The sequence below is a fragment of the Yimella sp. NH-Cas1 genome (genome assembly GCF_022359705.1).
Lineage (GTDB): Bacteria > Actinomycetota > Actinomycetes > Actinomycetales > Dermatophilaceae > Yimella > Yimella lutea.
On the sequence record NZ_JAKSGG010000003.1, the window covers coordinates 2,489,305 to 2,508,387 of the forward strand.

Annotated in this window: 21 protein-coding genes; 1 reads left to right on the forward strand and 20 read right to left on the reverse strand. The window is 67.9% G+C overall.

Annotation, left to right across the window (positions count from 1 at the left end):
* The first annotated feature begins 1 nt into the window (after position 1).
* The gene (locus MF407_RS12270) at positions 2-889 is read left to right on the forward strand and encodes a 1,4-dihydroxy-2-naphthoate polyprenyltransferase (protein ID WP_239702451.1); all 888 of its coding nucleotides are present in this window, start codon (positions 2-4) and stop codon (positions 887-889) included.
* A gap of 91 nt (positions 890-980) precedes the next feature.
* Here the strand turns inward: MF407_RS12270 and MF407_RS12275 are convergent, their stop codons facing one another.
* The 20 genes from MF407_RS12275 to MF407_RS12370 all read right to left on the reverse strand — a co-directional run bounded on the left by MF407_RS12275 (position 981) and on the right by MF407_RS12370 (position 19,033).
* Positions 981-1,244 carry a DUF4229 domain-containing protein gene (locus tag MF407_RS12275; protein WP_129625217.1) on the reverse strand — a complete coding sequence of 88 codons (264 nt, stop codon included), beginning with the start codon at positions 1,242-1,244 and terminating at the stop codon, positions 981-983.
* Positions 1,244-2,230, reverse strand: a complete 987-nt coding sequence (gene ccsB, locus MF407_RS12280) for a c-type cytochrome biogenesis protein CcsB (RefSeq protein ID WP_239702452.1) — start codon at positions 2,228-2,230, stop codon at positions 1,244-1,246. Before ccsB ends, MF407_RS12275 begins: the two co-directional genes overlap by 1 nt.
* Positions 2,227-3,849: a cytochrome c biogenesis protein ResB gene (locus tag MF407_RS12285; protein WP_239702453.1), complete on the reverse strand. Its 1,623-nt coding sequence runs from the start codon at positions 3,847-3,849 to the stop codon at positions 2,227-2,229. Before MF407_RS12285 ends, ccsB begins: the two co-directional genes overlap by 4 nt.
* Complete coding sequence (locus MF407_RS12290) at positions 3,849-4,598, reverse strand: cytochrome c biogenesis protein CcdA (RefSeq protein ID WP_239702454.1); 750 nt, start codon at positions 4,596-4,598, stop codon at positions 3,849-3,851. The genes MF407_RS12285 and MF407_RS12290 overlap by 1 nt, the downstream gene beginning before the upstream one ends.
* Positions 4,598-5,197, reverse strand: a complete 600-nt coding sequence (locus MF407_RS12295) for a TlpA disulfide reductase family protein (RefSeq protein WP_239702455.1) — start codon at positions 5,195-5,197, stop codon at positions 4,598-4,600. The genes MF407_RS12290 and MF407_RS12295 overlap by 1 nt, the downstream gene beginning before the upstream one ends.
* A complete protein-coding gene (locus MF407_RS12300) occupies positions 5,194-5,835 on the reverse strand; it encodes a histidine phosphatase family protein (RefSeq protein WP_239702456.1) in 642 nt (213 codons plus the stop codon). Before MF407_RS12300 ends, MF407_RS12295 begins: the two co-directional genes overlap by 4 nt.
* The gene (hemL, locus tag MF407_RS12305) at positions 5,835-7,151 is read right to left on the reverse strand and encodes a glutamate-1-semialdehyde 2,1-aminomutase (RefSeq protein ID WP_239702457.1); all 1,317 of its coding nucleotides are present in this window, start codon (positions 7,149-7,151) and stop codon (positions 5,835-5,837) included. Before hemL ends, MF407_RS12300 begins: the two co-directional genes overlap by 1 nt.
* A 73-nt stretch (positions 7,152-7,224) precedes the next feature.
* Positions 7,225-7,680, reverse strand: a complete 456-nt coding sequence (locus MF407_RS12310; protein ID WP_239702458.1) for a MarR family transcriptional regulator — start codon at positions 7,678-7,680, stop codon at positions 7,225-7,227.
* Between the two features lie 72 nt (positions 7,681-7,752).
* A complete protein-coding gene (locus MF407_RS12315; protein ID WP_239702459.1) occupies positions 7,753-8,664 on the reverse strand; it encodes a M15 family metallopeptidase in 912 nt (303 codons plus the stop codon).
* Between the two features lie 57 nt (positions 8,665-8,721).
* On the reverse strand, positions 8,722-9,693 hold the full coding sequence (gene hemB / locus MF407_RS12320; protein WP_141927550.1) for a porphobilinogen synthase: 972 nt from the start codon (positions 9,691-9,693) through the stop codon (positions 8,722-8,724).
* A 111-nt stretch (positions 9,694-9,804) separates the two neighbouring features.
* Positions 9,805-11,427, reverse strand: coding sequence for a bifunctional uroporphyrinogen-III C-methyltransferase/uroporphyrinogen-III synthase (locus MF407_RS12325; RefSeq protein ID WP_239702460.1), 1,623 nt, complete (start codon positions 11,425-11,427; stop codon positions 9,805-9,807).
* Positions 11,428-11,430: 3 nt separating this feature from the next.
* On the reverse strand, positions 11,431-12,546 hold the full coding sequence (gene hemC / locus MF407_RS12330) for a hydroxymethylbilane synthase (protein WP_129625207.1): 1,116 nt from the start codon (positions 12,544-12,546) through the stop codon (positions 11,431-11,433).
* The gene (locus MF407_RS12335) at positions 12,543-13,832 is read right to left on the reverse strand and encodes a glutamyl-tRNA reductase (RefSeq protein ID WP_239702461.1); all 1,290 of its coding nucleotides are present in this window, start codon (positions 13,830-13,832) and stop codon (positions 12,543-12,545) included. The genes hemC and MF407_RS12335 overlap by 4 nt, the downstream gene beginning before the upstream one ends.
* Entirely contained in the window at positions 13,829-14,500 is a 672-nt protein-coding gene (locus tag MF407_RS12340; protein WP_129625205.1) for a redox-sensing transcriptional repressor Rex, read from the reverse strand. The genes MF407_RS12335 and MF407_RS12340 overlap by 4 nt, the downstream gene beginning before the upstream one ends.
* A 173-nt stretch (positions 14,501-14,673) precedes the next feature.
* Complete coding sequence (locus MF407_RS12345) at positions 14,674-14,910, reverse strand: glutaredoxin family protein (RefSeq protein WP_129625204.1); 237 nt, start codon at positions 14,908-14,910, stop codon at positions 14,674-14,676.
* The gene (locus MF407_RS12350; RefSeq protein WP_129625203.1) at positions 14,910-16,142 is read right to left on the reverse strand and encodes a lysophospholipid acyltransferase family protein; all 1,233 of its coding nucleotides are present in this window, start codon (positions 16,140-16,142) and stop codon (positions 14,910-14,912) included. The genes MF407_RS12345 and MF407_RS12350 overlap by 1 nt, the downstream gene beginning before the upstream one ends.
* The gene (locus MF407_RS12355; protein WP_239702462.1) at positions 16,135-17,115 is read right to left on the reverse strand and encodes an NAD-dependent epimerase/dehydratase family protein; all 981 of its coding nucleotides are present in this window, start codon (positions 17,113-17,115) and stop codon (positions 16,135-16,137) included. The genes MF407_RS12350 and MF407_RS12355 overlap by 8 nt, the downstream gene beginning before the upstream one ends.
* 95 nt (positions 17,116-17,210) lie before the next feature.
* Complete coding sequence (locus MF407_RS12360; protein WP_003792170.1) at positions 17,211-17,309, reverse strand: AURKAIP1/COX24 domain-containing protein; 99 nt, start codon at positions 17,307-17,309, stop codon at positions 17,211-17,213.
* 97 nt (positions 17,310-17,406) lie between these two features.
* Entirely contained in the window at positions 17,407-17,607 is a 201-nt protein-coding gene (locus MF407_RS12365) for a helix-turn-helix domain-containing protein (protein WP_141927542.1), read from the reverse strand.
* A gap of 214 nt (positions 17,608-17,821) precedes the next feature.
* Positions 17,822-19,033, reverse strand: a complete 1,212-nt coding sequence (locus MF407_RS12370) for an acetoin utilization protein AcuC (protein ID WP_239702463.1) — start codon at positions 19,031-19,033, stop codon at positions 17,822-17,824.
* Positions 19,034-19,083: the final 50 nt, after the last annotated feature.

A 19,083-nucleotide genomic window follows, 5' to 3' on the forward strand; every position in this document is an offset into this window, starting at 1 on the left:
CATGGCAACCCTGAACCAGTGGATCGCCGGCGCCCGCCCGCGCACCCTGCCCGCCGCCGTCGCGCCCGTCGCCGTCGGCACCGGTGCGTCCTACCTGCTGCCACGCGGCGCGAACCTCGGGTACGCGCTGCTCGCGCTGCTCGTCGCGGCCTTGCTGCAGATCGGGGTCAACTACGCCAACGACTACTCCGACGGCATCCGCGGCACCGATGAGGACCGCGTCGGCCCCGTCCGCCTGGTCGGGCAACGGCTCGCCACCCCGTCCAACGTGAAGCTGGCCGCGTTCATCGCCTTCTTCTGGGCGGCGTTCTGCGGGTTCGCGCTGATCACCCTGTCGAGCACCTGGTGGCTGTTGCTCGGCGGTGTCGCGTCGATCTGGGCGGCGTGGAAGTACACCGGCGGAGACAAGCCCTACGGCTACATGGGTCTGGGCGAACTGTTCGTCTTCATCTTCTTCGGGCTCGTCGCGACGCTCGGCACGACCTACACGCAGGCCAAGGAACTCAACCTCGCCTCCATCGCCGGAGCGGTCGGAGTAGGTGCGCTCGCCGTCGCGATCCTGCTGGTCAACAATCTGCGCGACATCCCCGGCGACACCGTCTCGGGCAAGCGCACGCTCGCCGTCCGCATCGGTGACAAGGCCACCCGGACGCTGTTCGTGGCGATGTACGCCGTCGCCGCCGTCGTCGTGGCGCTCATCGCGATCGGCCACCCGTACGCGGCGCTCGGGTTCGTGGGTCTGCTGCCGGCGATCCTGCCGGTCCGAACGGTGCTGTCGGGCAAGAAGGGACGCGACCTCGTCCCCGCGCTCGCCGGTGCCGGACTGACCAGCCTCAGCTACGGCCTCGCGCTCGGTCTCGGTCTCTACCTCGCATTTCGCCTCGGCTGACGCACTCCGAATGTCATGGAGGGTGAGGCCCTGACGCCTCACCCTCCATGACATTCGCGCCACCTTCGCGCCACATTCGCGTCCGAGACACTCAGCGGTCGGTGTACTCCTGCGATTCCTCGTCCTCTTCGTCCTCGGCCGTACGGTGGTCGTCGGTGCGCTCGCGGCGCTCGGTGACCTTCTCCTCGAGTTTCTGGGCGACCTGCTCGCGCGGGCCGGCCAACACGAACACCGAGATGATCGCGGAGACCACCGCCGACAGCAGAAGCAGCGGCCAGCCGCGCAACTGGGCGAGCCAGAGCGCGCAGAGGACGCCGAAGAAGATCAGCAGGCGCAGGACGGTGTAGCGCGCCATCACATACCCGAGTACGAGTGCTGACCGACGAAGAACACGTTGACGATGCCGTAGTTGATCAGCACGCAGGCGAACCCGGCGAGCGCGACGTAGATCGACTTGCGGCCGCTCCAACCGGCGGTCATGCGGGCGTGCAGGTAGGCGGCGTAGAGCACCCAGATGACCAGCGTCCAGACCTCCTTGGGGTCCCAGGCCCAGTAGCGGCCCCAGGCCTCCTGCGCCCAGATCGCACCTGCGATGAGGGTGAACGTCCACAGCGGGAAGGCGATGATCAGGACGCCGTACGCCAGGCGGTCGAGCGTGTCCTTGCCGGGGACGGCGTCCATGAAGGCCAGTTTGCCCGGCTGACGTTCACGCCAGGACTGCATGAACCACAGCGCGTGCAGCACGAACGCGACGGTGAACAGCGCGACGGACAGAGTCGCCACGGAGACGTGGATCGAGAGCCAGTAGCTGCGCAGCGACGGCATCAACTGGCTGGCCTCGGTGAAGAACACCATCGCGGCGAGCATCTCGAACAGCACGACGGTGCCGGTGACGAACGCACCGAGCCAACGGACGTCGTGGCGCAGCGCCCACAGCAGGTAGCAGAGCATCACGAATGCCGAGCCGACGATCGCGAACTCGTACATGTTGCCCAGCGGCGGACGGTGCACCGAGAACGCACGTGCGGCGACGGACCCGATGAGCAGCAACGTGCCGAGCCAGGCCAGCGAGATGCCGATGCCGCCCCACTGGCGCTTCTCGGGCGCGCCAGACGTGTCGACCTCGGTCAGGACGGCGGTGTCGCCGGCCTCCTCGATCTGCTCGTGGGTGCGCGCCGTGCGACGGGCCTGCGCCCGGGCGACGCGTCCGGGGTGCCCGGCGAGGTCGAGGGTGAAAGAGAGCATCGCGAGGGTCAGCACCAGCGCGGACGACCACAGCAGGTCGACGCCGATCTCAGCGAGGGACTCGTTCACCTCGCTCGCTACGAAGGACGTGATCATCGTGCACCTGCTTTCTTCACCTGTTCAGGGTACGTGGCGTCCGTGGAGCCACCTCGAAGCGTCTGCATCAGCTCGTCGACCGCGCGCTGCAGGCGTGGGTCGTCACCCTTGGCCAGGGCACCGACCTGGACACGGTTGGTGCCCTCCCCGTCCGGTGTGACCCGCACGAAGATGCGGCGGCGGCGAAGCACCATCGACATGACCAGGCCGATGAGGCCCAAGGTGGCGCCGATCAGCGCCAGCAGCTTGCCGGGGTCGGAGCGCACCGACAGTCCGGCCCAGCGCGGCACCGATTCCAGGGTGATCGAACCGCGGCCGCCGGGCAGCTGGATGGTCTCACCGGGGCGGATCATCATCCGCAGCGGCTCACCGTTCTGCGCCTTCACCTGGGTCATCTCGCGGGTGTCGAGCGAGAAGACCGACTGCGGGCGTCCGCCCGGGAAGAGATTGCCCTCGTAGAGACCAAGGACGAGCGCGGGCTTTCGCAGGTCGGGGAAGGTGGAGTACGGGCCCTGCTTGTCGTCGAAGTCGACCGACGGGAGGAAGAGCCCGAAGAAACCCAGCTGCTTGGGCGCGGAACCGGTCACCTTGATGGCGCCCACCGAGCGGTAGTTGTTGTCCTGCGGCAGGAACGGCGTGGCGTCCTCGTACAGGACGTTGCCTCGGGCGTCTCGCACGACGACCTTCGGTGCGTACCCGTTGCCGAGCAGGAAGACGTCCGAACCGCCGATGCTGAGCGGATGGTTGACCGAGATCTGCGACTTCTGCGGCGACCCGCCTTCGCCGTCCTGGGTGGTGACGGACGCGATGAAGCTGCGCGGCTGCCCGAACTGCGGGGAGTCCTGCGGCACGTTCTCCTCGAACGCGACATCGAGTTTGTCCATAGTCAGCGACCACGGGGTCAGCTTCTCCAGGTCGACCCACGGGCCCGGGTCGATCGTGTCGTAACGGGTCATGGTCGAGGAGAACTCGCTCTTCTCCGGCACGATGACATCGCCGCGCCAACCGAGCAGCGAACCCATCGCGACCGCCACGATGACGATCACCAGCGACAGGTGGAACAGCAGGTTGCCGGTCTCGCGCATCCGGCCGCCCTCTGCCGCGAGTTCGTGGGTGTCCTGGGTGCGGGCGTCGTCGCCGGAGTCTTCCCTCAGGCGATAGTGCTTGCGCCCCAACACTTCTCGCGCGGTGGCGATGATCTTCGCAGGGTCACCCGCAACCCTTTCGTCGGCGCTCGCCTGCAGGCGTCCCAGACGCGCGGGCACCTGCGGAATGGGTGAGCGCAGCGAGTTGTAGTGGATGCGCATCCGCGGGATGACACAGCCGAGCAGCGAGATCACCAGCAGGATGTAGATGGCCGCGAACCAGGGGCTGGAGAAGACGTCGAAGAAGCCGAACCGGTCGAGCCAGGGCCCGGTGGTCTTGTGCTGGTCGAGGTACTCGGTCACCCGCTGGGCGTTGATCGAGCGCTGCGGGAAGATCGAGCCCGGCACCGCCGCCACCGACAGCATCAACAGCAGGAACAGCGCCGTGCGCATCGAGGTCAGCTGGCGCCACAACCAGCGCAGGGTGCCGACGAGACCGAGTTTGGGTTGTGCGGTCCGCGTGCTCGTACCCATCAGATCACCGTCCGGAATCCGTCGACGCCGACAAGGTTCGTCTGCATCCAGACAATGAACTGCTCCCAAACTCCGAGGACCATCAGGACTCCGACCAACAGCATCAGCCCGCCACCGACCCACTGGATCGGACGGTGGTGATCACGCAACCAGCGCGAGGCACGCTCGGCCCGCGCCCACCCGGCGGCCATGAGTACGAACGGGATCCCGAGCCCGATCGCGTAACAGATCGCGAGCACGACGCCGCGTCCGACGATGCCGCCGTCGCCTGCCAGCGGCGCGTTGACGGTCAGGATCGCCCCGTAGACCGGGCCGATGCACGGGGTCATCCCTAGCCCGAACGCGACGCCGAGCAGGGGTGCTCCGGCCAGCCCCGCGGTCGGCCGCCAGTGCACCGGCAAGCCGCGTTGCCCGAAGAAACCGAGGTAGACGAGCGCCAGCAGGATGACCACGACGCCGGCGACCCGGGTGATCGCGGCACGGTGCAATTGCGTTGCCTCCAGGGCGAATCCGAGCGCCACCGCAACCGACACGAGTACGGCGCCGAAACCGAGCACGAACAACAACGCGCCGGTGACCAGGCGGGTCCTTCGTTGTTCGTCGGTGAGGCCGGTGACGTAGGCGAGGAAGCCGGGCACGAGCGGTAACACGCACGGCGAGGCGAATGAGACGACGCCCGCGAGCAGGGCCAACGCGATCGCCGCCGGCAGACTGCCGGAGACGACCGTCGAGCCGACGTCAGCGAGCACTATGACGACTTCAGGACGTCGTCGACCAGACCGTTGAGCGTGCTCTCGGTGACCGCGCCGGAGACCCGCGCGGCGATGCGGTGCTGCTTGTCCAGGACGAGCGTGGTCGGGTAGGCGCGCACCTTGCCCTGCAGCGACAACAGCGCCCGGCCGCCGTCCTCGGCGAGCGAGGGGTAGCTGATCGCGAACTTGTCGAGCATGGCCTGCGCCCGCTGCACGGAGTCACGCTGGTTGATACCGAGCATCACCACCGGCTTGCCGGAGTCCTGCCAACCGGTCCACGCCTTCTGCAGGTGCGGAAGTTCTTCCTGGCACGGCGGGCACCAGGCTCCCCACACGTTGAGGACGACGACCTTGCCGGTCGCTTGGTCACTGCTCCACTGCGTGCCGTCGAGCAGCTTGCCGGACAGGCTCACCGGCTTGCCCCGCTCACCCGAACCGATCTGTTCGATGGTGCCGTCACCGGCGACGTACCCCTTGGAATCGCCCTTGTTGGCCTGCGCGCCGATCGAATTGGGGTCGTCCGAGCAGGCAGCCAACGACCCGGCCAACAGAAAGGCAACAGCACCTGCGGTCAGACGACGAAACACTCGGGTCATGCTCCGGGCACCTTGGACGCGCGCGCCAGCAACCCACCGGCCGGCTCGGAGTACTGGATGCTCAACAGTTCGTCACCGGCGAACGTGAGGCTGGTGACGGACGCGAGCGCACACTCGCGCTTACGCGGGTCGTGCCACAGGCGGCGTCCCTCGAAGGACAACCCCGCCGTCCAGACCGGCAACTGGTGGCTGACGATCACAGCTTCGTGACCGGAGGCGGCCACCCGGGCGTCGTGGATCGCAGCGCGCATCCGGGTCGCGATCTGCTCGTAGGGCTCGCCCCAGGACGGCTGGATGGGGTTGACCAGTTTGGGCCACAGGCGCGGGTTGAGCAGCTGTTTGGGGTTCGAACCGACGGTCATGCCCTCGAAGTCGTTGGCCGCCTCGACGACGCGATCGTCGAGGGTGACCTCCTGGCGCAGCGTCTCGGCCAGCGGCTCCATCGTCTCCTGGGCGCGCTCCAGTGGAGAGCTCACCAGGTGGGTCACGTCGTGCGACTGGAGGTACTCCCCCACCCGTACGGCCATCTCGCGACCGAGCTGCGAGAGATGGAAGTCAGGCATCCGCCCGTACAGCAGCGCCTCGGGGTTCTCGACCTCGCCGTGACGGACCAGGTGGACGACGGTACGAGCAGCCATCAGCGGCTTCCTTCCGTGACGGCGCGGACCGCGCCCGGCAACGCCTCGATCACCTTGGACACTGCGGCGTCGTCGTGGGACGCGCTGACGAACCAGGCCTCGTACGCGCTCGGCGGCAGGTGGACGCCCTGGTCGAGCATCCCGTGGAAGAACCGTCCGAACGCCTCGGTGTCCTGGGCCTTGGCGTCGTCATAGTTGCGCACCGGGCGGTCGCGGAAGAAGACGCTGAACATCGACCCGGCCCACTGCACGACGTGCGGCACTCCGGCCTTGTCGAGTTCCTCGCTCGCGGCTCCGGCGATCGCTCGGGCGGCCACCTCCAGACGTCCGTAGACGTCGGGGGTGCAGCCCTGCAAAGTAGCCAGTCCGGCCGCCGTGGCAACAGGGTTACCCGACAAGGTGCCGGCCTGGTAGACGGGGCCGTCGGGAGCCAGGCGGCTCATGATGTCGGCGCGACCACCGAACGCGGCGGCCGGGAAGCCACCGCCCATCACCTTGCCGAACGTGAACAGGTCGGGCACGCCGTCGCCCTGCGGACCTTCCAGGCCGAACCAGCCCGCCTGCGAGCAACGGAAACCGGTCATGACCTCGTCGCTGATCAGCAGCGCCCCGTGGTCGCGGGTGACGCGACGCAGCGCGGCGGTGAAGCCCTCGGCCGGCGGGACGACGCCCATGTTTCCCGGGCTCGCCTCGGTGATGACGCAGGCGATCTCGTCACCGTGCTCGACGAACGCAGCCTGGAGCGCAGGAATGTCGTTGTAGGGCAACACGATCGTGTCGTGCGCATTCGATTCGGGGACACCCGCGGAGTCGGGCAGCGCGAACGTCGCGACACCGGAACCGGCCTGGGCGAGCAGAGCGTCGACGTGTCCGTGGTAGCAACCGGCGAACTTCACGACCTTCGTCCGGCCGGTGAATCCGCGCGCCAGCCGCAGCGCGCTCATCGTCGCCTCGGTGCCGCTGCTGACCAGGCGCACCTGCTCGACGGGCTCGACCCGGCGGACGATCTCCTCGGCGAGCGCGACCTCGTTCTCGCTCGGCGTGCCGAAGGAGAACCCCTTCGACGCAGCCTCGCTCACCGCACGCTCTACGTCGGGCTGGGCGTGGCCGAGGATCATCGGGCCCCAGGAGCAGATGAGATCGACGTACTCGTTGCCGTCGACATCGGTCATCCACGGACCCTTCGCCGAGGCGATGAAACGGGGCGTGCCACCGACGCCGCGGAACGCGCGGACCGGGGAGTTCACACCGCCGGGCGTGACCCGGCGGGCTCGGTCGAGCAGGGCAGCGGAAGCCGACGTCGAGGCGGTGGACATGAGGCCAGTGTCCCAGATGGGAGCGGTCAACCGAAATCCGCGCCCACGACGTCAGCCCGGGTTCACAGTCGATTCACAGTGACGCGCGAACCTTCATCATCGCGGCACCGAGCTCCACCAACTCCAGGCGCTCCAGCACGTCGACCAGATGCCGGCGAACACTCATCACGTGCACCTGGGCGGCGACCACGACGGCCTCCATCCCGGCTTCGGTGAGGACCAGCTCGACGCCGCGGCCGTCGTCGGCGGCAGCACGCCGTTCGACCCAGCCCCGGCGTGCCAGACGGTTGGCGGTGTGCGTGACCCGGCTGCGTGATTGGACGATGAGTTCGGCGAGGGTGCTCATCCGCAGCACCCGGTCAGGTGCCTCCGACAGCATCGAAAGCAATTCGAACTCCGACAGCGACATGCCTGCCTCGGTCTGTACCTCGTTGTCGAGCACAGTCTCCAGCGCGCGTGAACCGCGGATGTAGTGCCGCCACGCGAGCTGTTGTTCGTCATCAAGCCACTCGACCCCAGAGCCACTCATGCAGATAACTTACGCGCAGGCCGGCCCTCAAGGGTCTCGGTCGTACAACGATCAACTGGCCATCGGTGCAGGTCAGGCCACGGGTCGGGGGTAGTCGGCTGCATCGTCGAGGTCGAACGCTTCCTCGAGGGTGGCGGTGTCGGAGTCCTGCAGGTAGGTCGCCAACCAGCGTCCGACGTAGCGCAGGTGCCACGGTTCGTACCGGTAGCCGGTGACCTCGTCGCTGCCACGGGTGTACCGGACGATGAAACCGTGCTCGGCCGCGTACTTGGAGGCCCAGCGTCCGGCCGCGGTCTCGGCGAAACAGCGTTCGAGATTGCAGACGCCGTTCGCGATGTCGATCACCAGGCCGGTCTGGTGCTCGCTGTGGCCAGGACGGGCCGAGTAGGTATCCGCCTTCTCGGCGCCGTCGCGCCGGACGTAACCCTCGTACAGCTGCTTCTGTCGCTCCGCGGAGCGGTAGCTGCTCGCCACCCAGAAACCGGATCCGTCCTTGTCGGCGGCCTTCGCCATCGGCCGATAGGCATCGAGAGCACGAACCTCGAGACGCCCACCCTCGAACTCCTTCAGCTTCTTGGGCACGTACCTGGCGGCGCCGTGTCGCTTGTTGACCACGAACCACGGGCTGCGCTTCAGGTCGTCGGTGTCGAGGTCGATCGTGACGGTCCTGCGGTGGTCGCCGACCACGACGGCGATCGAGCGGGGCGCGGATTCTGCTCGAAGCGTGTGCTGGATCGGCACAACGGCCTTCCCCTTCGCGACTTCGCCGGTGCCGACCAACCGTCCGCGGTCGTACGCCTTCACCGCCGTGTCATCGGCGGCGTGCTTCACCTCCACACCGAGCGCGACGCGATCAGCGGTGACGGGCACAGGGACGACGCGGGTCAGCTTCGGCGCCGCTTCAGCAGCAGCCACGGCGGAGCCGGCAACTGTGAGCATGCTTGCTGCCGCGGTGGCACCGGCGGCGATGGAGAGCAGTCTCATCGGGTGGCCTCCCAATCGAAGGTTCGAGCGGACTCTTCCAGGTCGAGGGTACGCGGGTCAGCCCAGACGGCGCGCGACCTCGGCGGCGTAGTAGGTCAGGATGATCTGCGCACCCGCACGCTTGATCGCGGTCAACTGCTCGGTCACCATCCGGTCGCGGTCGATCCACCCGTTCGCGGCAGCGGCCTCGATCATCGCCATCTCGCCACTGACGTGGTACGCGGCGACCGGCACGTCGGACGTCTGCTTCACCGCGGCGATGACGTCGAGGTAGAGAGTCGCCGGCTTCACCATCACGATATCGGCGCCCTGTTCGATGTCGAGGCGTACTTCGCGCAACGACTCGGTGAGATTGCCCGGGTCCTGCTGGTAGGTCGCACGGTCACCCTGCAGCGCGGAGTCGACGGCCTCGCGGAAGGGTCCGTAGGCGGCGGACGCGTACTTGGCGGCGTACGCCAGCACAATCACGTCGGTGAAGCCCGCGTCGTCGAGTGCGGCCCGCACGACCTCGACCTGGCCGTCCATCATGCCGCTCGGGCCGACGACGTGAGCGCCGGCTCGTGCCTGCGCAACCGCCATCCGTCCGTAGATCTCCAGCGTCGCGTCGTTGTCGACGGCACCGGTCTCGGTGAGCACACCGCAGTGTCCGTGCGAGGTGAACTCGTCCAGGCACAGGTCGGCCATGAGCACCGTCGACGCACCGAATTCGTCCCGCAAGCGACGCAGCGCGACATTGAGAATGCCGTCCGGATCCGTTGCGCCCGAACCGATCTCGTCACGCTCGGCCGGAACGCCGAACACCATCAGGCCACCGACGCCGGCGTCGATCGCCTCGCGTGCGGCCTCCACCAGCGAGTCGAGCGTGTGCTGCACGACTCCCGGCATCGACGAGATCGGCGCCGGCTCGCTGATGCCCTCCTTCACGAAGAGCGGGAGCACCAGGTCAGCCGGGTGCAGACGCGTCTGCGACACCCACCGGCGCACAGCCGGACTCTGCCGCAGACGGCGCGGACGGACGATCGGGTTCACGGCTTCTCCTTGCTCTGTCGGACAAACGCCGAGTGGCCGGGCTATGAACGGGTGGCCGGGCCATAGCTCGGCCACTGGTTCATAGCCCGGCCACTCGGTGAAGGTTTCGGATCAGGCCTTGGCCTTGCGGCGCGAGGTGGTGCGCCGCTCGCTCGGGCGACGGACCGCCTCACCGGCCTCGGCGGCCGACAGGGCGAGGCTTCGACCGAAGTCGGCCAGCGCGTCCACCAGTGCTTCGGCGGACGGCTCCGGCGACATGACGTCGACGCGCAGACCGTGCTCCTCGGCGGTCTTGGCGGTGGCCGGACCGATGCACGCGACGATGGTCGTGGCGTGCGGCTTGCCCGCGATGCCGACCAGGTTGCGCACGGTCGAGGACGAGGTGAAGCAGACCGCATCGAATTTGCCGGTCTTGATCGCCTCACGCACCTCGGGGGCCGGCGGCGCGGCGCGCACGGTGCGGTACGCGGTCACGTCGTCGACCTCCCAGCCGATCTCCTGCAGACCGGCCACAAGGGTGTCGGTCGCGATGTCGGCGCGCGGCAGGAAGACTCGGTTGATCGGGTCGAGCAACTCGTCGAACTCCGGCCATTCCTCCAGCAGGCCCTTGGCCGACTGCTCACCGGACGGGACCAGGTCGGGCTGAAGGCCCCACTCGCGCAACGCTTCTGCGGTCACGCCACCGACAGCGGCGATCTTCAGACCGGCGAACGCCCGGGCGTCGAGACCGAACTCCTCGAACTTCTCGCGCACGGCCCGAACCGCGTTCTGGGAGGTGAAGCCGATCCACTCGTAGCGACCGGTCACCAAACCCTTGATCGCGCGCTCCATCTGCTGCGGGGTGCGCGGCGGCTCGACGCTGATCGTCGGAACGACGTCACTGGACGCCCCGAAGTCGCCGAGGCGCTCGGTCATCGAACCGGCCTGGTCCTTGGTGCGCGGCACCAGGACGTTCCACCCGAACAGCGGCTTGTTCTCCCACCACGACAACGTCTCGCGGTAGTCGACCGGTGAACCGACGACGGCGACCAGTTGGGCATCGTCGGCGAGCAACTTCAGGCCGGCGTCGACGGTGTCGAGGGTGAAGGTGTGCGTCTTCTGGTGGATGGTCGTGCCGTCGACGGTCACCGCGACCGCGGTCTCGGCGTCCCGTCCGGCTTCGAGGAGTCGGGCGAAGCTGGTGCGCAGGGTGTCCACGGTGCCGAAGAGCACGACGGTCGTGTCAGCTGCGGCCGACTTGGCGTAGTCGACCTTGGAGTCGCCCGGCGAGAGCAGGTGCACCGCGCGAGAACCGTTGTGCGTCAGCGGAATACCTGCGTATGTCGGCACTGCGGACGCAGCGCTGACACCGGGGACGATCTCGAACGGCACCGCAGCCTTGTGCAGCGCGGACGCCTCCTCGGCGAGACCGTTGAAGGTGGCGGGGTCGCCGTCCATGAGGCGGACGACAAGAGCGTCCTTGCCCAGCTTGGCCGCGGCCTTGGCCGTCTTCACGACGAGCTTGGCACGCGAGGCGGTGGTGAGAGCCTGGCCGGCCTCGCCGTGGCCGGCGTCGACGATCTCGGTGTCCTCGCGGACGAACTTCGCGACGAAGTCCTCGCGAGCCACCCGGTCGAGGACGACGACGTCGGCGCGGCGCAGCAGGCTGGCGGCTCGCACGGTCAGCAGACCCGGGTCGCCGGGGCCGGAGCCCACGAAGGCGACTGCTGCAGGCGTCTTGGCGGTGGTGGTCACTTGTCACGCTCCATGGCGTCGGTGTTTGTTGTTCGGACTTTCGGGGCCGCCGGCCGAGCCGGCGTTGGTTGGTCGCCCGGGAGGGGGTTCGCACGCGTCGGCGACGATTTCGTACGCCCCGTGATGCTGCGCCTGTGCTTTCTGCCGGTGCTCCTCCTCGGTGCCGGCTCGCACGCTCCCCGCCACCGCATCGTCACCACCGGCGTCGGCGATGATCCGGTCCGCCCCGTCCTCCAGCAGCATCTGTGCCAGGTCGAGGCCCAGTTGTTCGGCCTTGTCGAACGGGCCGGTGATCGAGCGGCGCAGGTCATCGCTGCCGTCGGGTGCTCCGACGAACGCCCGAAGCGAGATCTCCAGGCTGCCGTCGACGTCCTCGACGACTTCGGCGAGCGCACCGACGGGTGCCGAGCACCCTGCCTTGAGTCCGAGCAGAACGGCTCGTTCGGCGGTCACGGCGGCGCGGGTGTCGGCGTCGTCGAGTGCGCCGACGATGTCGATCATCCGCCGGTCGTCCGCGCGCACCTCGATGGCGAGTGCGCCCTGCCCCGGGGCCGGCAGCATCTGCAGCGGGTCGATCGCCTCGGTGATGCGGTCCTGCCGTCCGATCCGGCGAAGCCCGGAGCAGGCCAGGATGATCGCGTCCAGTTCGCCGTCGCTGACCCGCGCCAAGCGGGAGTCGACATTGCCGCGCAGCGGCCGCACCTCGAAGCCGAGGCCGAGCGCGTTCAACGCTGCGACGCGACGCGGCGAGCCGGTGCCGATGCTCGAGCCGGGAGGAAGTTCGCCGAGGGTCAGTCCGTCGCGGGCTACCAAGGCGTCACGCGGGTCCTCTCGTCGCGGGATACCGGCGACCGTGAGGCCGGGGTGCCCCGCAGCAGGGAGGTCCTTGAGCGAGTGCACCGCGAGGTCGACCTCGCCCTGCAGCAGCGCTTCGCGCAGGGCGGCTGCGAAGACTCCCGTGCCACCGATCTGGGTCAGCGGGGCGCGGTTGGTGTCGCCCTCGGTGACGATCTCGACCAGTTCGACCTCGTGACCGAGCGCACGCAGCGCGTCGGCGACATGGCCGGACTGGGTCATCGCCAGGTGGGACCGGCGGGTGCCGAGCCGAAGTGCGCTCATGAGTCGCCTCCTACCTGTCGCGGGATGGACGACACCTTCGAGACGAAGGGGTCGATGTCGAAGAGCGTGCGCAGCAGGGAGGTGTACTCACTGCCGTCCTCGGAGCCCGCGAGTTGTTTCATCCGCACGGTCGGGGTGTGCAACAACTTCTCCACGATGCGGTGGACGCTGAGCTGCACCTGCGCGCGTTGGCGGTCGTCCAGTTCGACGCGGGAGTCCAGGCGTTCCAGTTCGGTCGCGACCACGTCGGCGGCGTACCGGCGGATCGCGGCGACGGTCGGGCCGACGGATGCGGCGCGCCGATTGAGCACGAACTCGGCGACCTCGGCGGTGACCATCTCCTCGACGGCGTGCACCTGCGAGCGCGAACCCTCGGACTCGGTGACCTCGCGCAGGTCCTCGAGCCAGAGCACGGTGACTGCGTCGAGGACGGCGACCGCGGGGTCGACGTCGCGGGGCAGGGCGAGGTCGAGGAAGACCTTCGGACGGTCGCCGCCGGTGACGTGCTCGATCTCGACGACATGTCCTACGGCTCCGGTGCAGGACACGACGAAGTCGGACTCGGCGATCGCGTCGGCACGCTCGTCCCACTCTCGCGCGGTGGCGCCGGTGGCCGCAGCCAGGCGGCGCGCGTTCTCCAGCGTCCGGCTGACGATCGTGATGTTCTCCACGCCCATCCGGCTGAGGGTGTGGGTGGCGAGCGCACTCATCGCACCCGAACCGATGACCGTCGCACGGGCCCGCTGGATCGGGCCGATCCGGTGTTCGGCGAGCGCAACTCCACGCTCGATCAGGCCCTTGCTGACCCGGTCGATCTCGGTCTCGGCGTGCACCTTCTTGCCGACGCGCAGCGCCTGCTGGGCGACGTTCTCCAGCGCACTCCCGAGGTGCCCGTGTTCGCGGCCGTCCTGCAGGGAACTGCGCAACTGACCGAGGATCTGGCTCTCGCCGATCGCGAGCGAGTCGAGCCCGGCGGCCACGGAGAACAAGTGCGCGATCGCCCGCTCCTCGTAGTGGGCGTACAGACTGTCGCCGAGCTCTTCGAGGCTGAGTCCCGTTACCGCGCAGAGCGATTCGCTGATCTGGGTGACGGCACCGTGGAAGGTGCCGACCTCGCCGTAGATCTCCACCCGGTTGCAGGTGGACACGATCATCCATTCCTCGACGTGGTCGCCGTCGCGCAGCACGGCGTCCAGCCGCGCGCCGCGCTCACCGGACAGGGCGGCGCGCTCGAGCAACTCGACGGGCGCCGAACGGTGCGACAACCCAACGACCAGGAGACTCACGAAGGAACCTCCACAAGGGGAGCAGGTTCGGGACGGGTGCGCTGATCGTGGAAGGCCAGGATCTGCAGTTCGGTGGCGAGGTCGACCTTGCGCACGGCGACCGATTCCGGCAGATCGAGCGGCTCGGAGGCGAAGTTCAGGATGGAGCGGACGCCGCGGGCCACGAGATCATCGGCGGCGGCCTGCGCAGCGTGCGGCGGCGTGGCGATCACCCCGATGACCGACTCGTCGGCGGCAGGGCGGAAGCCGTCGAAGTCGACGATCGCCAGAGCACCCACATGCATGCCGGTCAAGGCCGGGTCGTTGTCGATGAGCCAGCGCACCTCGAAGCCGCGAGTGGCGAATCCGCGGTAGTCGGCCAACGCGCGGCCGAGGTTGCCCATGCCGACGATGGCGACGGCGAAGTCGCTCTGTAGGCCCAGTTCGCGGGTGATCTCCTCCGACAGGCGCTCGACGTCGTAACCGACACCACGCACGCCGTAGGAGCCGAGGTAGGAGAGGTCCTTGCGCAGACCGGCGGAGCGAACGCCTGCGGCGTCAGCCAGTTCGTCCGAGGACACGACGTCGATCCCACGGCCGCTGAGGGCACGGAGCACCCGCAGGTACACCGGCAGCCGAGCGACGGTCGCATCCGGGATGTCCCGGCGCGACGCGGACGTGTTGGTCACAGGGAACGAATCTCCTCCCGATGAGATGGCGGCGTATACCAAACGCTCGTCATCCCTGGCACATGACCCCCCGAGAGTAAGTCCTCGTGAACGCAGGCACAAAGTCGCATGAACGCGCGAAACGTGCTACAAGGCCTCTGTGGTATAGCCACCCCCGGCCTTCGCGAACAGTTTCAGGCGGTGAGGGCAGTACGCAGTCGGGACTCGCTGACCCGCCAGTAGTCGTGCTGCTTGCCGTCGATGAGCGTGACCGGGATCAGTTCGCCGTACGTGTGCATCAGGTCGGCGTCGCCCTCGATCGAGAACTCCTCGTACTGCTCCCCCAGATCGGCGCAGACCCGCTGGATCACCGTGCGGGCGTCGTCGCACAGGTGGCAGCCGGGCTTGCCGTACAGGGTGATGCGCGCCATCAGAAGAAGACCGAACGTCGTTCCAGCAGTAGGGAGTACAGCGTCTGCTGGATGGTCTCGCGCACCTGGTCGGTGACGTCGAACAACACCATCGGGTCATCGGCGGCGGCAGAGCCGTGGTGCTCGGTCTCGATCGGCGTGCCGAACTCGATGATCCACTTGCTCGGCAACGGGATCGCACCGAGCAGGCCGAACAACGGGAACGTCGGGGTGATCGGGAAGTAGGGGAAACCGAGCAGCCTGGCCACGCTCTTGGCGTTGCCGATCATCGGGAAGATCTCCTCTGCTCCGACGATCGAACACGGGATGATCGGGGCGCCGGCACGGACGGCGGCGGACACGAAGCCACCGCGACCGAAGCGCTGCAGACGGTAGCGGTCGCTGAACGGCTTGCCGACGCCCTTGAACCCCTCGGGGAAGACGGCGACCAGTTCGTCCGATTCGAGCAAGCGCTCGGCGTCGGGGTTGGCCGCCAGCGTGGTGCCGGACTTACGGGACAACTCTCCGATGAACGGCGACTGGAAGACCAGGTCGGCTCCGAGCATCCGCACGAAACGGTGGTTCGGGTGCTCGTCATGGATCGCGACCTGGGTCATCAGTCCGTCGACCGGAACGGTGCCGGAGTGGTTCGCGACCACCAGGCCCCTGCCCTCGGCCGGGATGTTCTCGATGCCACGCACCTCGACCCGGAACCAACGCTTGTACAGCGGCCGCAGCAACGGGATCCAGATCTCGCGGGTGAACTCCTCGTCAAAACCGAAATCGTCGATCGCGTAGTCACCGTTGAGCCGTCGCCGCAGGAAGGCCAGCGCGGACGCGACCCGGCGTTCGAGGTCATCACCCGACAACCCGGCGGCAGTGCCTGCCGCGCGCAGCACCGAGATCAGCGTCTGGACGAAGATGGCCGGGTCGACCGGCAGTCCGAAGGGCAGCTTGTTCTCGAACGGATTGCCGGTGGCGGCGAACCCCTCGTCCTGATCGGGCGCCGGGTCGGGCACGACGTGCAGCGCCGGACGCGGCGACTTCGCCTTCGCCTGTACTGACGACCGGGTGGGCCGACGGGTCGTCTTCGAGCCGAGCGAGTCATCGGTTCGCGCGGCAGCACGCAGTGGCTTGGCCGCGGTCTTGCGCGGCGTCGACGCCTTGGTGGCGCGCTTGGACGCCGGTTTGGCCGATGGCGCCTGCTTCGCAGCGGATTTGGCAGCCGGCTTGCGGCCCTTGGGCTCAGCCATGCGCAGCTCCGACCAAGGCCGCGCGTCGTGATGGTGAAGCGAACACGTCGGCGAACGCCTCACGTGTGGTCAGTGCGGGCTCGAACCCGAGCTCAGTGCGCATTCGACTGGTGTCCATTCCTCGCCCGTAACACAGGAAGTCCATCTGGGACGCCGCGAAGCCCTTGAGTCCGACCCGGCGAGTGAGCTGCTCGACAAGACCGCTTGTCTGAGGCACGACCGGGACGATCGGCTTGCCTGCGATCCGCGCAGCCTGGCGGACAGTGAGCAGTCCGTCGGCCGCGATGTTGATCGTGCCGTCGAGATCGGACAATGTCGCGGCGCGCAACGCCTGCAGCGCGTCGTCGAAGTGCAGTAGTTGCATCCGTCCGTCGAACCCCATCGGTACCGGCATGATCGGCATCGAGAAGTAATCGGACAGCTGGCTACTGAAACCGCGTCCGACGACATTGGCCATGCGCAGGGTGGCGACCTGGACGTCGGGACGACGGCGCGCGAAGCCGCGCACGTAGTTCTCGACCTCCGCCGAGTCCTTGCCGAATCCACCGGCGGGCATCCGCCTGGCCTGGAGTTCTTCGGTGAACATCGCGGGGTCGCGCGGCGAGGAGCCGTAGACCGCGGACGACGACTTCACGACCAGCCGCTGCAGGGAGGACGCGCGCTGGCAGGCGGCCAACAACTGCATCGTCCCGATGACATTGATCTCCTTCTGGGAGGTGCGTCCACCGGCCTGTTTGGGGGTGAGGATCACGCCGAGGTGCAGCACTGTGTCGACGCCCTCATGGGCGATCACCTTGCCGACCATCGGGTTGCGGATGTCGGCGCGCACGAACTGGGCACGGCCCAGGCTGTGCGAGGGCGGTACCGCGTCGACCGCGATGACCTTCTCGATCTCGGGGTCACGGGACAGCAGTTCGGCGGTGCGACCACCGATCCGGCGCGAAACGCCCGTGACGAGGACGATCCGTCCCATGCTCACCCCTTTCGACGCCCCGATCCTATGCGTTCGGGACCCTACGCAAGAGGCTCCGTCCGAATCGGACGGAGCCATCTTGTGGCGAAGAAGCCTTACTTCTTGTTACGGCGCTGGTGACGCGTCTTGCGCAACAACTTGCGGTGCTTCTTCTTGGCCATGCGCTTACGGCGCTTCTTGATCACGGAACCCATGCGTCAGCGGTGTCCTAACTGGTTATCGAGGAACAGAAAAGTCAGTGGGCGCGAGCCCTTCGGGCTACTTTACGCCATCGACGGCGAGGCCGGAAAATCAGGCGGTGCCCATGTAGGACTGCTTGAGGTAGTGGTGCACCGCGTCCTCGGGTACCCGGAACGACCGACCGACACGGACGGCCGGCAGTTCACCGGCGTGCACGAGGCGGTAGACCGTCATCTTGGAGACCCGCATGATCGCGGCCACCTCGGCGACCGTCATGAATGTGGTCTCGCCGATCTGACGCTCTTGCTCCATTTAGGATCCCAGCCCTCTCGTGGCGATGGAAGCCATGGCCCAGGGCGGTCTGCGCTGAACTCATGTGGTTGATGTTGCCTTGGAGCACCTTAGGGGCAGATGTGCTCCCTTGGAAAGTTCTGGGGGACTTTGTCCATCCGACACGCCGACAGTGGCCGAAACCGCTCGAAATACTGCCCGGCCGCTCCGCATCGGTGCCCTGTGGGGTGCGATCTCAATCGAACCAGATGTCCAGGCCATGGTGCGGGAAGACCGCTTCACGGGTGGCCATCACGGCGCGGTCGACCGGGTTGTCGGGGTCGCTGCCGGTGGCCCAGGAACGGAACCAGACATGCCCGCCCTCGGCCACGCCGTCGCCCATCCGCGGCGGGCCCGGGCGCCCGACGCGCTCTGTGACGTGGTCGCGCCACTCCTGCGGGACGGGCGTCTCAAGATCGATCGGCTTGTGCGCGGCGATCGCGGTGAGGTGCGTCCACGAGCGCGGGACGACGTCGACCAGTTCGTAGCCTCCTCCGCCGAGCGCGACCCAGCGTCCGTCACAGACCTCGTGAGCCAGGTCGTGGATGGTCTCGAACGCGGTGCGCTGAGCGTCGATGCTGATCGCCATGTGCGCGAGCGGGTCGGAGTAGTGGGAGTCGCAGCCCTGCTGGGTCACCAGGATCTGCGGCTTGAACGCGCGCACCAGCGACGGCGCCACCGCGTGGATCGCCCGCAGCCAGGCAGCGTCCCCGGTGCCCGCCGGGAGTTCGAGGTTCGCAGCCGAGCCCTCGGCTTCCGGACCACCGATGTCACCGGGAAAACCGGTGCCGGGGAACAGGATTCGTCCGGTTTCGTGCACGGAGATGGTCAGCACTCGCGGGTCGTTCCAGAAGATCTGCTCGACGCCGTCGCCGTGGTGCACGTCGACGTCGATGTAGGCGACGCGTTCGACGCCGTTGTCGAGCAGCCACCTGATGCCGAGAGCGGCATCGTTGTAGATGCAGAAGCCGGCGGCGCGGTCAGCCATCGCGTGGTGCATGCCGCCGCAGTAGTTGACGCCGTGGTCGATCTCGCCCTGCCAGACGGCCTTGCACAGGTCGCGGGTCGCGACGGCGATGCGGGCGGAGGTCTCATGGATGCCGACGAAAGCCGGGTCGTCCTCGGTGCCCAGCCCGAAGCGCTCGTCGGCATTCGCCGGATCCAGGGAGGCGGCCTTGACCGCTTCGACGAAGTCGGGGCTGTGCACTCCCGTGAGAAAGGCGTCGAGATCGGGTTCGTCGTCGACACCGACCACTTCGACGCCGGGCAGGTCGAGCACGCCGAGCGCGCGTGCCAGCCGGGTGGTGAGGTCCAACCGGACCGGGTTCATCGGGTGCGTTTCCCCGAAGTCGTACTGGGTGAGTCGGTCATCCCAGACGACTCGGACCGACGGCGTTGTCGATGCCATGGGCGCCTGCGGCTTCTACGAGTAGGTGGTGTTCCTGCGCCGGCGACGAA